The organism is Citreicoccus inhibens (assembly GCF_019039035.1).
Lineage (GTDB): Bacteria > Myxococcota > Myxococcia > Myxococcales > Myxococcaceae > Citreicoccus > Citreicoccus inhibens.
Genome location: NZ_JAHNZT010000036.1, coordinates 42,595 through 56,887 on the forward strand (window position 1 = coordinate 42,595; position 14,293 = coordinate 56,887).

Below are 14,293 nucleotides of genomic sequence, written 5' to 3' on the forward strand. Positions count from 1 at the left end.
CCTTCCTCGGTTCAGGCTTACGAGCCTAGCTGGCCAGGGCCCGCGGGGTGGCGGGTTCGGTGGGCACGATGAAGTTCGTGCGCGAGGTGTCCGTGCCGAGCGTGTTCTTCACCTGGACCGCTCCACTGCGCGCGCCCTGTGGCACCGTGAAGGTCAGCCGCGTGTCGCTCAGCACCTGGACATGCGTCGCGGGCTGCGTGTCCACGCTCACGCCTGTCACGCCGGTGAATCCCGAGCCCTCCACCGTCACCAGGGTGCCCGCGGGCCCCGAGGTGGGGGAGAGGGATTGAATGACAGGCTTGGCGCTGCTCTCCACCGCGAAGGTGTCCGACGTCACGACCGCGAGGTCGTTGGTGGCCACCTGGAGCAGTCCGCTCACCGCGCCCGCGGGCACGTAGGCCGTGAGCTTCGTGTCGCTCTGCACGCTGAAGCTCGCGCGCATGGCCGAGTCTCCGAAGCTCACCCGCTGCACCTGCGTGAAGCCGCAGCCCGTGAGCTGGATGGCCGTGCCCGCGACGCCGTGGCCCGGCGAGAAGCCCGTGACCGACAGGGGCACGGTGAAGACCTGCTTCGAATGCCCCGCGCCCAGCGAGTTGGTGACGACGAGCGCGTCCGTCACGGTGGCGCTGGAGAGCACCGCCATCAGCTCCGTGTCGCTGTGCACCTCGTAGCGCGCCACGGAGACCTTCCCCACGCTCACCGCCGTCGTCCCCGTGAAGCCGCTGCCCTGGAGGGTGAGCTGGGTGCCCGCGCCGCCCGAGTTGGGCGAGAAGCCGGTGACCTCGGGCGCGCGCTGGGGCTTCACCTCGAACGTGTCGCTGCTGCGCGCCTTGCCGCTCGGCGTGTCGACGAGGATGTTGCCTGTCACGGCGCCGGGCGGAACGGTGACGACGAGTGGGGCCTGGTCGCCGGCTCCCTTCACCTGGATGGCGGCCTCGGCGGTGGAGAGCTGGCCGAAGCGCACGCGCGTCGCGCTCGCCAGCCCGGTGCCGTCGAGGGTGATGGTGTCCCCCGCCTTGCCGGTCGTGGGCTTGATGCGCGAGATGGAAGGAGGCGTGACGTACTGGAAGGACTCCAAGGAGCGCGCGCTGTCTCGCGAGTTGCTCACGTGGAGGACGCCGCTGGGCGCGTTGTTGGGGACGTAGGCGATGAGCTGCGCATCGCTCGACACCTCGAAGGACGCGGCGGGGGTGTTGCCGAAGCTGACCTTCGTGGTGCCCGTGAACCCCGCGCCCGTGAGGGTGACGGCCGTGCCGCGTCCGCCGCTCGCGGGCGAGAACCCGTCGATGCGCGGGGCCGCGTCACTCAACACCGTGAAGGACATGTCTGTCTTCACCCGACCGCTGGACACGTCCGCGCTGATGGGGCCGCTCGTCGTCCCGCCGGGCGAGGTCGCGGTGAGCTGCGTGTCACTGCTCACCGTGAACGGAACCGAGACCCCCGGCGCGCCGATGTAGACATTCGTCGCGCTCAGCAGCCCATGGCCCGTCACGGTCACGCGTGTTCCGGCCACGCCCTGCTTCGGCGAGAAGTCGGTGAGGGCAGGCGCGGGCGTCACGCTGAAGGGCTGCGGGCTGGCTCCCGAGCCATGGGTGTTGGTGACGCGCACCGGCCCGGAGGTCGTCCGCAGCCCCACGCTCGCCACGAGCGAGGTGTCGCTGAGCACGGTGAAGGCCATGGCGGGCACGTCCTGGAAACTCACCGCGGTGGTGCCTGTGAAGCCGGTGCCCGTGAGGGTGACCTCGGTGCCCTCGGGACCCGCGGGCGGGTCAAGAGCAGTCACCACGGGGGTGACATTGCTCATCACCGTGAAGGCATCCCAGGTGGCCTTGCCGCTGGGGGTGACGACGGTGATGGGGCCGCTGACCGCGCCGCTGGGGACCTGCGTGGACACCTGGGTGTCATTGGCCACGCACGCGCTCAGCAGGTTCTCGGAGAAGGACACCGTGGCGCCCGCCAGGTTGCTGCCGCGCAGCACCACCTTCTGACCCATCGTGCCGCTGCCCTGGCTGATGGCCGAGAGCGTGGGCGGAGGCGTCACGGTGAACGCGGTGGTGGAGGTGGCGGTGCCCGCGGGCGTGGTCACCTCGACGGGGCCGGTCGTCGCGGTGTCCGCGACGCGCGCCACGATGCGGTTGTCCGCCCAGCAACGGAAGTACGACGCGCGCGCCCCCGCGATGCGCACCGCCTTCACGCCGGTGAAGCCCGAGCCCGTCACGGTGACCATCGTCCCCGGCGCGCCTCCTGTCGGCGCGATGTCCGTGATGACGGGCGCGGCGGAGCTGGAGAGGGACTTCACCGTGCTCGGAGGAGGAGGAGCCGCGGGTGCGTACTGGCCTTGCAACACCAGTCCGGTGACGAAGTCGACGCCCTGGAGCGTGAGGTCCTGGAAGGCTGGCGCGTCCTTGGGGAAGCCCTGCTTGTCTCGCATCTTCTGGAGCGCCTGCGACTGCTTCCACGCCACCACGCCCATGAAGATGGCGCCGATGAGGCCCGTCACGAGCGACAGCAGCGTGCCCAGCGCGAGGCTGGCCTCGTAGCTCACCACCAGCGGGTCATCCTGGTCTGGCGTGAGCGACACCTTGGGGTTGTCGATGTCGTAGTAGAGGGACTCGACGCCATCCTTCTTCCGCAGCTCCAGCGTGATGGTGCCGGACGCCTGGGTGACGAGGTGATGCGAGGTCCCCTTCAAGGACATCGCCAACCCCTTGCCATTGGAGACGGAGAGCTTGAAGGACGTCAGGTGAATGTCTTGTCCATTCACCTTGCCATCCACCGAATGCGTGAGGCCGAGTACGGGCGGCGAGCCCGTCACCTGGAGCGCGGACTCGGGGATGTGCAGGACCTTGGCCATGACGGGGCCCATCAACGTCAGCAGGCAGGTGTCGTCGATGGAGAGGCTGGTGTTCTGCGTCGCGGTGGTGGCGAGCCAGACGCTGGTCTGGACGGGCATGGGCAGCGGATCCACCGGCGGCGGGAGGTTGCCCGCCATCGCGAAGAGGACGAGGTCGGACTCGGGCTCCTGCGTCAGTCGGAACACGCCTGTCGTCGGCATGGACGCCGAGAGGTCACGCTGAGAGGGCTGCTTCGCGGAGATGCTGAGCTGTCGCAGGTACTGGAGCACGCCAGCCTCGAGTGGGTCCGCGTAGTCGGAGTCCGGGGTCACCTGCACGGTGAACGTGTTCTGTGGGTCGAAGAGCCAGACATAGGTCTGGGCCTGCGGCGTCTCGTCTGGCGGGACGAGGCTGGCCTGCGAGCGGATGGCGGCTCCGCCCTTCACAGCGCCCTTCAGTCCGGTGACAAGGTTGACGAACTGGCCATTCGCATACGTCCAATCACCCACGAGCCCCGGGGTGCTCTGCGGGGGGACGAGGACGTTCATGGACTGCTGGAGCTGCGCGGGCGCGCGGACGACATTCCAGATGCGCGTGAGCGCGAGGTCTCCCGCGAGGTCCTCGCCAAACATGAGGTCAGCGCCCGAGGCCTGCTGACGTGAGCTCAAGCGCGCGGTGCCCTTGGGCTGACCATCCTGGAAGAAGGTGACGAGTTCCTGGTCGAGGGTCACCGCGACGTGGTGCCAGCTCCCATCGCTCATCACCGCGGGGGCGCCGGGCGCGACGCAGCGCTGCTCACCCCAGGTGAGCACGAGCTGATTGTCCTCCAGGCTGAGCGACAGGCCCTCGTGGCTCATGGACAGCAGGGTTTGCGGCCCGGTGCTCTCCGTGCGGACCCACGTCTCCAACGTGAGGGCGTAGCTGTTCAAGGCCCAGACTCCGCCCGGCGCGCCCGCCGAGGGCGCGGTCCCTGTCGTCGAGAGGAACCAGTCCCGGTAGACACACCCGAAGCCGAGGTTCGCCAGCTTCACGCCAATGGACATCATCCCCGAGACGAGGACGGCTTCCCGCGTGGTGACGAGCGCATAGGGCAACGTCAACACGAGCGCCCCCGCCGTCGTGTCGAGCGAGGGCGTCATGCTCGCGACGTCCAATTGCAACAGCAGCGACGCGTTCACGGGCACCACCACGGGCCTGGCTCCAGCGGTGGATTGGGTGATGAGCGTGGTGACGAGCGTCGGGTCGATGCCGATCGCGAGGTTCCATCCCAGGTTCACATCCGTCATGACTGCCTCCCCCCTCCAGGCGCCCCAAGCGCCTCGCAAGGTGGGAAGAGGATGCGCGACAGATATGGAGAAAGTGTGGAGCGCGCCCACGGCCCTGGGATGGAACCCGGGGGCTCAGGCCACGGTCAGGACGATCTTCCCGTGCGTCTTGCTCGTCTGAATCAACTCCTGCGCCTGACGCACGTCAGCCAGTGGCAGGACCTTGTCCATGCGGGGTCGCACGGCGCCCTTGGCCACGAGCCCCACCAGGTCCTCGAAGTCCTTCGTGTTCGGCTTCACGAGGAATCGGACCGCGGTGCCAATGCCCATCGCGCGGGCCTTGTCCTCGTCGATGGCGTTCGCCGTGGCGGTGATGACGCCACCCTTCTTCACGAGCGGATAGGAGCGCGCGAGGACGTCCGCGCTGCGCGTCAGGTCGATGACCGCGTCGACTTCCTTGGCGAAGTCCTCGAAGCGCTGCGTCTGGTAATTGACGACCACGTCGGCGCCGAGCTGCTTCAAATAGTCGGCGTCCTCACCCGCGGCGGTGGCGATGACCCGCGCGCCCTTGGCCTTGGCGATCTGCACCGCCATCGCGCCCACGCCGCCCGCGGCGCCGTGGATGAGCAGCGTCTTGCCGGGCGCGGCCTTCGCCACCTGCGTGACGAGTTGATACGCGGTGAGGCCCGCCACGGGCAGCGCCGCCGCGGTCTTGTCATCCACCGTGTCTGGGATTCGCGCGAGCGCGCTGACTGGCACCGCGGTGTACTCGGCGAACGAGCCCGTCCGGCTCAAGCCATACACGCGGTCGCCCTTCTTGAGCTGGGTGACGTTCTTGCCGACGTCCGCCACGTCCCCCGCGAAGTCCTGGCCCACCACCACGGGCAGCTTCACCGGCAACACGTCCTTCATGACACCCTGGCGGAAGATGGTGTCGAACGGATTGACGCCCACCGCGTGGACGCGCACGAGCACGTCGTCTGGCCCGAGCGAGGGCATGGGCGCCTCCTCGAGCTTGAGTTCATCGACTCCACCGTAGTTGTGGATGCGAACGGCCTTCATGGTGGCGCTCCTTCGCGTGAGCAGGGGTTATGTGCTCACGGAAGGTCGTCAGCCACTTGGAGACTGACAAGGCGAGCGAGGCGGCCGTCATGAGAGGCCCTTCCTCGCTCGCCCGGGGACTCAGGCGCTGATGCCTACCCCGATGGGGCAGCTCACGCCCGTGCCGCCCACGCCGCAGTACCCACCCGGGTTCTTGTCCAGGTACTGCTGATGGTAGTCCTCCGCGTAGTAGTACGGCGGCGCGGGGAGGATTTCGGTGGAGATGTCTCCGTGGCCTCGGGCCTTGAGCGCCGCCTGATAGGCGTCTCGGCTCTGCTCGGCCGCGCGCTTCTGCGCGTCGCTCGTGAAGTAGATGCCGGAGCGATACTGCGTGCCCGTGTCATTGCCCTGACGCATGCCCTGCGTGGGGTCGTGGTTCTCCCAGAAGACGCGCAGCAACTGCTCGTACGAGACCTTCTTCGGGTCGTAGACGACGCGCACCACTTCATTGTGGCCCGTGAGGCCGCTGCAGACCTCTTCGTACGTGGGGTTGGGCGTCAGGCCCCCGGCGTAGCCCACCGAGGTGCTGTACACGCCCGGCACCTGCCAGAACTTCCGCTCCACGCCCCAGAAGCACCCCATGCCGAACACGGCGACTTCATCGCCTTCCGGAACGGGTCCCTTGAGCGGTGTGCCCAGCACCGTGTGGCGGGCGGGAACCGGCATCTCCGAGGCGCGACCGGGCAACGCCTCCTGGGGGGTCGGGAGCCTCAGCTTCTTCGGGGATGTGAAGAACATGCTCCAGCAATAGCCTCCAGGGGGCAGGAATGCCATGTGGCCAGGGGTGTTCTAGCGTCCAGCCCGCCATGCGCTCTCGACTTCTTGCCGCCCTCTGTCTGCTCGCTCCCGCCACCGTCCTCGCCGAGTCCGCTCCGGACGCCCGCTGCGCGGGAAAGCCTCAAGCCCGCGCCGCCCGCTTCTCCGCGAAGGCGATGAAGGGCGCCTCGCCCGCCGAGCGCTACGCCGCCTATGTCCGCGCCTGTGCGCTGAGCGACGTGGTGACGCTCACCCAGCAGCTTGTCCGCTTCCAGACAGTGAGCGCGGAGACGCCCGCGTCGAAGGGGCCCGAGGCCGAGGCCATGGGCCGCTTCCTCGCGCAGTGGGCGAAGGCGCACGGCTTTGACTTCCGCGCCGTGGGCGCCAACGACGTCTTCGAGCTGTCGTGGGGGAAGGGCGAGCCGCGGCTCGGGCTCATCTTCCACGGTGACGTGGTGCCCGCTCCGGCGCACGAATGGAAGCGTCCGCCCTTCGAGCCGTACGTGGAGAACGGCCGCCTGTATGGCCGTGGTGTCGAGGACGACAAGGGCCCCATCGCCACGGGCCTCGTCGCGCTCGCGATGGCCAAGGAGCTGGGGCTCCAGCCGCAGGGCCGCATCCTCATCGCCATCGGCAACGGCGAGGAGGGGGATTGGACGGGCATGGGCCGCTACGCGTCGACCGAGCCGCTGCCCACGCATGTCATCTCGGTGGACTCGGGCTATCCGGTCAACGCCGCGCAGTCTGGCTTTGTCGCGTGGCACCTGGAGGCGCCGGTGGGCGCGCCGGCCGCCGCGGCGGGCGCCGCGAGGATGCGCGCGGTGAAGGCGCAGGCGGGCGAGTTCCTCACGCAGGTGCCGGGACAGGCCACGCTGACCCTGGCGCCCACGGCGGGGCGCACGGGCGAGCAGGTGCTGGAGGACGTGCGCGCGGCGCTGGTCGAGGTGCGCAAGGCGCGCGCGGACCTGACGGCGGAGGCGGGCCTCGAGGGCGACGCGGTGGTGTTGACCACGCACGGCAAGGCGATCCACTCGTCGGTGGCGGACGAGGGGCACAACGCGATGTGGGACCTGGCCGCGGTGGCGGAGCGCCTGCCGCTGGAGGACAACGGCATCGCGGCCATGCTGCGCGTGGTGGCGCGGCGCTTCGACGGCGACCACCACGGCGACAAGTTGGGGCTGGCGTACTCGGACACGTTGATGGGCCCGCTGCTGGTCGCGCCCACGGTGCTGCGCGTGCAGGACGGCAAGGTCACCTTGGACGTGAACATGCGGCGCCCGCGCGGACAGGACACCGCGACGTTCTCCGCGTCGCTGGAGAAGGCCGCCGAGCGCTTGGGGCAGGACACGGGCGGGCGCGTGAAGGAGGCGACGGGCCGCTACGTGGGCGACCCGCACGTCGCGGACACCTCGGGGCCGCTCGTCACCACGCTGCTGGACATCTACCGTCGGCACCGGAACGCGCCGGACGCGGTGGCGGGCTCGGTGCGCGGTGGCACGTACGCGCGGCTGTTCCCTCGCGCGGTGGACTTCGGGCCCGCCTTCCCCGGTGAGGAGTACACGGGCCATGCGCCCGATGAGTCCATCGCGTTGGAGACGCTGAGCGTGGGCACGCAGATGCTCTCGGAGGCGGTCCACACGCTGGCGCTGACGCCCGCGCCTCGCTGAAGCGCTGACGTCACTCCTGGCCGGGCGGAGCGCGGCGCGGCCAGGTCACGGTGAAGGTGGTGCCCTCCTCCGCGGTGGAGCGCACCCCCACCTCGCCCCCGTGCACCTGGGCAATCTGGCTGACGATGTAGAGGCCCAGGCCCAGGCTGCGCCGTCGCTGGGCGGCGGGGTCGGGCGCGCTCGGCGCTTTGAAGGGGTCGAACAGGCGCGGAAGCATCTCCGGCACGATGGGGTCGCCCAGGTTGTGGACCTCCATCCGCACGTCGTGCGCCTCACCAATGACACGCGTGCGCACGGGGGCCCCTTCTCGCCCGTGGCGCACGGCATTGACGACCAGGTTGCCCAGCACCTGGGCCACGCGGTCGGGATCCCAATCTCCCCACGTGTCGCCGTGTGACTCCAGGCGCAGCTCGGGCGCGGGGTACGCCACCGCGAGCTCCTCCAGCGTTGTCCGGCACACCTCGGTCATGTCGACGTGCTGGCGCGTGACAGGGATGCCGCCGCCGAGCCGGCTGCGCGCGAAGTCCAGGATGTCGTTGATCATCCGCGTCATGCGCGCGGTGGAGGCGCGGATGCGCTCGACCGCGCGCTGCTGGGGCGCGTCCAAGGGCTCGCCATGCCCGAGCAGAAAGGCAGACGCGGTGATGGCATGCAAGGGATTGCGCAGGTCATGGCCGAGCACCGCCAGGAGCTGCTCGCGGAAGTCCACCGCGCGCTGGAGCGCCGCCTCGGTGCGCTTGTGTTGGGTGATGTTCACCACGGAGCAGCCCACGCCGAGCAGCTCGCCGCTGGCGGTCCGCACCGGGAAGTAGTTGCTGAGCCAGCTGCGCTCCTCGCCGGTGGTCTCATCCTTCACGTTGAACTCGGCATCGCGGATGGGCTCTCCGGTGCGCAGCACCTGGAGCAGCAGCGGCCTCACGGGGTCCGCGACCGAGGCGGGGAGCACCTTGTCGATGTGGTGGCCCAGGTGGTCGGCCACGGGCACGCGGTTGATGTCCGCGAGGGTCTGGTTGATGCGCAGGTAGCGCAGGTCGCGATCCAGGAAGGCCAGGCCCACGGGCGCCGTGGCGAGCAGCACATCCACCAGGGCCAGGGAGTGCTCGGCTTCCTGCCGCGCGGCGCGCTCGCGGGCCCGGGCGTGGCTCGTCAGCGCGTGGGCCATGGCGCGGTCCAGGGCCGCCTCCAGCCGCTCCAGCTCCCCCGGAATGAGGGGACGTCCGCTCGCCTCCAGGCGCCGCAGCAGGCACTGGCGCAGGAGCGCGTACTCGGTGGCGAGCTCGCCCACGTCGAAGCCCTGGCCCATCCGTGTCATCGCGTGGGCCTCGGCGGGGTGTGGATCAAACCGCTCCGGACCTTGCTCCACCGCGTCCGCGAGCGCGGCCAGCAGCGGGGGCATGGGGTCCAGCAACCCAGGGGCATGGGCGCGGCCGGCGTACTGGACCTGGGCCGCGCGTCGCCACGCCTCCAGCACGGCGTCGTGCTCGCGGCGCAGGAAGTCCGCGGCGCGGAGCCCGTCCGCGCGTCTGGTGATGGTCTCCATGCAGGGGGAGTCTGGCTCCTGCATCACCCACCTCCTGGGGGGCGCTCGCCCATGCCGCCTTCTCCTCAGTCTGGACACGCTGGTGCCCAATGGCCTCGTCCCCGCGTCGGAGGAGGGCCGCGCGAGCGCCCGCTGGAAGTGTCTGCCCCTGGCCGCGGCGTCGACGGCGAGGCTGTGGGGCCGCACGCGCTCGGGTAGGGTGTCCGGAAGATGCGCACCCTTCTGCTCTCCCGCTCCGATGTGTCTCGCAACCTCCAGTCGCCGCTGCTGCTGGAGGACCTCCGCGAGGGCTGTCGCGCCGATGCCCTGGCCCGCACCGTGGCCGCGCAGGGCCCGCGCGTGTCCCTGCACCTGGGAGGCACCGCGATGGTGCGCTTCCCCGGCTGTCTGCCGAATGTCCCCGCCTATTCGGTGAAGGTGAGCGCGCGGTTTCCGGCGCGGGCGCCCGCCGTCCAGGGCGTGGTTCAACTGCACGACCTGGGCACGGGCGAGCTGATGGCGGTGATGGACTCGGGTCACCTGACGGCGGTGGGCCTGGGCGTGATGGGCGCGCTGGGCGCGGATGTGTTGGCCCGGCCCGAGGCTCGCCGCGTGGCGCTGCTGGGCACGGGCGCCTCGCTGGTGTTGCAGCTCAAGTCACTGCGGCTGGTGCGCTCGCTGGAGCATGTGCGTGTGTTTGAGCCAACGGATGCCTCGCGCACGGCCGCGCTCGCCGCGCGCCTGTTCACCGAGCTGGACGTGCCGGTGCGCGTGGCGGAGTCGCAGGAGGAGGCCCTGGTGGACGCGGACCTCATCGTGGTGGACCTGGCGAGCCGCCAGCCCCTGCCGTCCCCGAGCCAGCTACCTCCGGGGGCGCACCTCACCGTGTTGGGAATGGATGAGTCCGGCGGTGGGGACGCGGCGGTCCTGCTGCGCCAGCAGACCCTCTTCGCGTGCGATCACCGTGGACTGCTGATGGGCCCCGCGGCAGTGGAGCCCGGCCCGGTGGAGCTGGGCGAGGTCCTCGCGGGCCTCAAGCCCGGCCGCACGTCCGCGTCGCAGGTGACGGTGTTCGCCCCGGTGGGGCCGCCGCTCATGGACCTGACGGCGGCGTGGCACGTGTACCAGTCCGCGCAGGCCGATGAGGCACTGCACGGGCTGGACTTCGGCGGGTGAGGCGAGCGGCTACGCCAGCGCCTTCTGGAGGCGGGTGGCCTCGTCGCGCAGCTCGCTGCCCTCGGGCAGGGACAGGGCCAGCAGCTTGGTGACGGTCGCGCGCGCCTTGTCCTTCTGGCCCGAGCGGGCCTGGGCGAGCGCGAGGTTGAGCAGGGGCTCGGGCTGCGACGGGCCTCGGCGCACGGCCTCCTCCAGCACCGTCACGGCGCGGGGGAGGTGACGCTCGGCGGGCTCGGCCGGCATGCGGAGCAGGAGCTGGCCCAGGTTGTTGGCGGCGCGCCAGCCGTCGGGGGACAGCCCCATGGCCGCCTCGTAGGCCGCCACGGCCTTCTCGAACGCGGGCGGCTCCTCGGCCTCGTAGCAGGTGGCCTCGGCCATCTTCAGGCCCTCATTGGAGAGCCCGAGCGAGTCCATGGTCCGGCACAGGTGCAGGGCCTGGGCGAACTGCCCGCGCGCGAGCATGAGCTGCGCGAGGTTGGCCTGCGCGTCTGGGTCCTTGGGACGCTGCGCCGCGAGCGCGGAGGCGGCCTGGTAGGACGTGCGCTGGTCCCGCGTGGCCATGGCCAGCACGGTGAGCGCGGCCAGCAGGCGAGGCTGGTTGGGCACCGCCTTGAGGCCCTGCTCCAGCGCGCGCCGAGCGCCGAGGAAGTCCTCCTTGGCGGACAGCGCGTGCGACAGGCCCAGGTAGGCGGGGACGAAGCGGGGCTGCTGCGCGACGACGGCGCGCAGCGAGGCGAGGCCTTCGTCCACCTTGCCGGCCTCCAGCTGAACCTGCCCCAGGCGGTAGCGGAACACGCCGTTGGTGGGGTCGAGCTGGGCGGCCTTGGCGAGCGCGTCCATCGCCTGCGGCGCCTTGTCCTGCTTGATCAACATCATGCCGCGCCCGAAGTGGGCCTCGGCACGGGCCGCGTCCAGCGCGAGGACCTTGTCGAAGGCCTTCAGCGCGGCGTCGAGCTGGCCCTTCTGCGCGGCGAGGTTCGCGCGCACCAGCCAGGTCTCCGCCGTGGCGCCTTGGGCCTCGGCCTTGGCGAGCAGGGCCTCGGCCTGGGGGAGCTGTCCCTCCACGAGGGCCAGCTTGCACATCACCACCAGCGCGTCGCGATTCGTGGGCTGGCGGGCGAGCGTCTTCTCCGCCTCGGCCTTCGCCTGGGCGGTCTGCCCCGCGGCGAGGAGCTTCTCCAGAGGATTCATGTCGGGAGTGTCCCCCAGGGACCTGGGGCTGTCGAGCGGATGAGAAACCGCGGGGCCGCGGGGAGTCGCGGCCCCGAACTGGGGACTACCAGCCGTGGACGAGGTTCTTGATGCCCTCGCCCACGTTCTTGATTCCCTCGCCGACGTTCTTGATGCCCTCGCCGACGTTCTTCACCGCGTCCGTGACCTTGCTCACGTCCACGTCCACGCCGAACTCGAGGCTGCCGCCGATGCCGAGCGCCGCGCCCACGTCGAAGTTGGCGGACAGCTTGCCGTCCTTCAGGCCGACGTTGGCCTCGAACTCCACGCCGATGCCCGCGAAGGCCTCGGCGCCCACGTGCGCGGTCGCCGGCCCGATCTCCTGGCTCACCTCGGCGCTGGCGCGAGCACCGGCGAAGGCCTCGCCGCCGACCTGGGCCGCGACATCGCCGTGGAGCGGATCCACGACCACCTTGCCCGTGACGTTCGCCTCGGCGCCCACGTTGCCCTGCGCGCCCCACGTCGTGCGGCCCACGGGGCTGTCCACGTGGCCCTCGACGGAGCCGCGCACCAGGTCCGCCTTCGCCTCCAGCGAGCCCTCGGCGATGACCTTGCCCTTGAGCGGATCCACGCTCACCGAGCCGTTGCCGCCGACAGAGGCCGTCAGGGCCTGGCCCTCGACCTTGTTGTAGAAGGAGCCGTCCTTGTCGCCGACCTCGTGCGAGCCGGAGAACGCCGTCCAGTCCTTGCTGAACTCACCGGACGCCACCTGCTGCTCGTAGCCGCTCGTCTCCAGGCGCTGCTGGATGGCGTTCTGTTCGGCGCTGTTGGTGTTGGTGCGGCTGGTCTGGACGCGCTTGCCGTCGAGGAGCGCCTGCTCCTGCGTCGTCAGCGTCTCGCCCCGGTCCTTCTTCGCCTGGGCCGCGTCGATCTCCGCGCGGCGGGCCGGGTTGGAGTTGCTGCGAAGGTCGGCCTGCACCTCGCGGTGCATCGTGTTGCGCTCTGCACCCTGCTCTGCGCGGTTCCGGAAGACGGGACGCTGACGGTTGAACTCGAGGGAACGCGTGGGCATGGGCGACTCCGAAGCGGCGCGAATTTGGGGAGATGGATGCGACTTGTAGGAGTTATCCGCGGGGGCTGCGGGAAGTTTCCTCCCCGGGCCGTTTCTCGCGCGTTTTTTCGTAAATCGAGCGAAATTCGCGCTCCCAGGCCGCGTCGTGGCTCACGGCCCGTGTGAAACATGTCTCACGTGTCGCGGGGCGGGGTGAGGGCATAGCGCCCCGGCGCGAGGATGCCGGAGGGATCCACCGCTGACTTGATCCGCTGGAGGACGGCGAGCGAATCGTCCGTCACGGCCAGGGTGTCCCCGGCGGACTGGAGCCCCAGGCGGGTGGGGTAGTAGCCCGCGCCCGCCAGCTCACGAGACAGGGCCTGGTAGCAGGCCTGCGCGCGCGCGTCCTCGCCCCGGACGTCGCGATCATACGCGAGCGCCAGCACCAGATAGAGGCAGCGCGGGGAGTGGGTCAGCAGCGCGAGGTTGGGCTCCAGCCCGAAGAGGCGAGGGATCCGCTCCGCGAGATCCACCGCGCGTCGGGCCTCCTCCCCGGTGAAGGGCACCGCCACCGAGCACCAGATGAAGCCGCAGCGGTCGCGATCCGGGTGCGGTGCCTCCGGACGCGGGCTCCGCTTGCGCCAGTACGCCATGGTGAGGTTCGCGTCGGAGGGGACGCCTTGGAAGGGACTCTCGCCCTCCGACGGGATGGGGCCGAGCCTCACTGGCCGCGGCAGGCCGTCCAGCGCGGCGAGGAGCCGTCGCTCCAGCACCGCGCCCAGCTCCGCGTCTGGCGCATGGAGCGCGCCGCTGATGGCCCAGCGTCCGCCGAGCCCCTCGCGGAACTGCTCCAGCGCCCAGGCGGGCAGCGGCGTGCGGCCGTGCGTCTCGGCGAAGGGATACTGGCGGGCCACGCTGAAGGCCTTGAGGTCATTCCAGAAGAAGAAGCTGCCGCGCAGCGTGCCGTCGAGCGCCAGCTCCTGGAGGCGATCCACCCGCTCAAAGAGCTGCGCCTCGTCCGGCACCGCGCAGAAGAACTCGCGCAGGTAGGGCTGCTTGCGCGCCAACCAGAACGTCATGCGCGTGACGACCCCCAGCGAGGACTGGCTGAACAGCCCGTCCAGCGAGGGCCCCACGCCCCAGCGGAACAGCGGCGCGGTGCGCGAGCCCGCGAAGCGCGCGTGGCCCGTCTCCAGATGCTCGCCCGTGGGGAGCACCACCTCCAGGCCGCACACGTGCTGGAAGATGTCCGCGTGCGGGCCGCGCCCGTCACCGCGCTCCAAGGCGTTGCCGATGAGGCTCGCGTCCGCGGAGCCGCCGATGGTGGTGATGAACAGGCGCGAGCCCTGAGCGCGCAGCCACGCGTGCGCCTGTCGAAACGTGACGCCCGGCTCCACGGTGAGGTACGCGAGCCTCTCGTCGTGGCCGAGGATGCGGTTCATCCGCCCCAGCTCCATCAGCGCGCAGCCATCGCTGGGGGGCACGCGGGAGCCATAGCCCCAGTTGCGTCCGCTGCTCACCGGGTAGACAGGGATGCCGTGCGCCTGGGCGATGCGCAGGCTCGCGCGGACCTCCTCCGTGCTGGCGGGCCGCAGGATGGCGGGAATGCGCTGCGAGGTGGCGAAGGTCGCGGTCTCGGCCTCAGCCAGCGCGTCCGGCTCCGTGATGACGTGGGGTTCGCCCAGGGCCTCGCGCCATTCCGCGAGCGCCCGCTCCAGCGCGCTCATGACGCCACCTCCGCGGCACGAAGAGCC

At 70.6% G+C, this 14,293-nt stretch carries 9 protein-coding genes; 2 read left to right on the forward strand and 7 right to left on the reverse strand.

Going from position 1 to position 14,293, the window contains the following annotated elements; all coding sequences use genetic code 11:
- Positions 1-25: 25 nt before the first annotated feature.
- From KRR26_RS29895 to msrA, 3 genes are all read right to left on the reverse strand, one after another.
- Positions 26-4,120, reverse strand: a complete 4,095-nt coding sequence (locus KRR26_RS29895; RefSeq protein ID WP_217081464.1) for an IPT/TIG domain-containing protein — start codon at positions 4,118-4,120, stop codon at positions 26-28.
- A 114-nt stretch (positions 4,121-4,234) separates the two neighbouring features.
- On the reverse strand, positions 4,235-5,161 hold the full coding sequence (locus tag KRR26_RS29900) for an NADP-dependent oxidoreductase (protein ID WP_217081465.1): 927 nt from the start codon (positions 5,159-5,161) through the stop codon (positions 4,235-4,237).
- Between the two features lie 120 nt (positions 5,162-5,281).
- Entirely contained in the window at positions 5,282-5,938 is a 657-nt protein-coding gene (gene msrA / locus KRR26_RS29905) for a peptide-methionine (S)-S-oxide reductase MsrA (protein ID WP_120206278.1), read from the reverse strand.
- 68 nt (positions 5,939-6,006) lie between these two features.
- Here msrA and KRR26_RS29910 point away from each other — a divergent pair, with 68 nt between their 5' ends.
- Positions 6,007-7,623, forward strand: a complete 1,617-nt coding sequence (locus KRR26_RS29910) for a Sapep family Mn(2+)-dependent dipeptidase (protein ID WP_120206277.1) — start codon at positions 6,007-6,009, stop codon at positions 7,621-7,623.
- Between the two features lie 10 nt (positions 7,624-7,633).
- On the opposite strand, the gene KRR26_RS29915 is transcribed toward KRR26_RS29910, so the two are convergent.
- Complete coding sequence (locus tag KRR26_RS29915) at positions 7,634-9,163, reverse strand: sensor histidine kinase (RefSeq protein WP_233576908.1); 1,530 nt, start codon at positions 9,161-9,163, stop codon at positions 7,634-7,636.
- Positions 9,164-9,373: 210 nt separating this feature from the next.
- On the opposite strand from KRR26_RS29915, the gene KRR26_RS29920 reads away from it, so the two are divergent.
- The gene (locus tag KRR26_RS29920) at positions 9,374-10,318 is read left to right on the forward strand and encodes an ornithine cyclodeaminase family protein (RefSeq protein ID WP_120206275.1); all 945 of its coding nucleotides are present in this window, start codon (positions 9,374-9,376) and stop codon (positions 10,316-10,318) included.
- Between the two features lie 9 nt (positions 10,319-10,327).
- Here KRR26_RS29920 and KRR26_RS29925 read toward each other — a convergent pair whose 3' ends face one another.
- From KRR26_RS29925 to KRR26_RS29935, 3 genes are all read right to left on the reverse strand, one after another.
- Entirely contained in the window at positions 10,328-11,509 is a 1,182-nt protein-coding gene (locus KRR26_RS29925; RefSeq protein WP_120206274.1) for a tetratricopeptide repeat protein, read from the reverse strand.
- 85 nt (positions 11,510-11,594) lie between these two features.
- The gene (locus KRR26_RS29930) at positions 11,595-12,560 is read right to left on the reverse strand and encodes a hypothetical protein (protein WP_217081466.1); all 966 of its coding nucleotides are present in this window, start codon (positions 12,558-12,560) and stop codon (positions 11,595-11,597) included.
- Between the two features lie 173 nt (positions 12,561-12,733).
- Positions 12,734-14,266, reverse strand: coding sequence for an FAD-binding oxidoreductase (locus KRR26_RS29935; RefSeq protein ID WP_217081467.1), 1,533 nt, complete (start codon positions 14,264-14,266; stop codon positions 12,734-12,736).
- Positions 14,267-14,293: the final 27 nt, after the last annotated feature.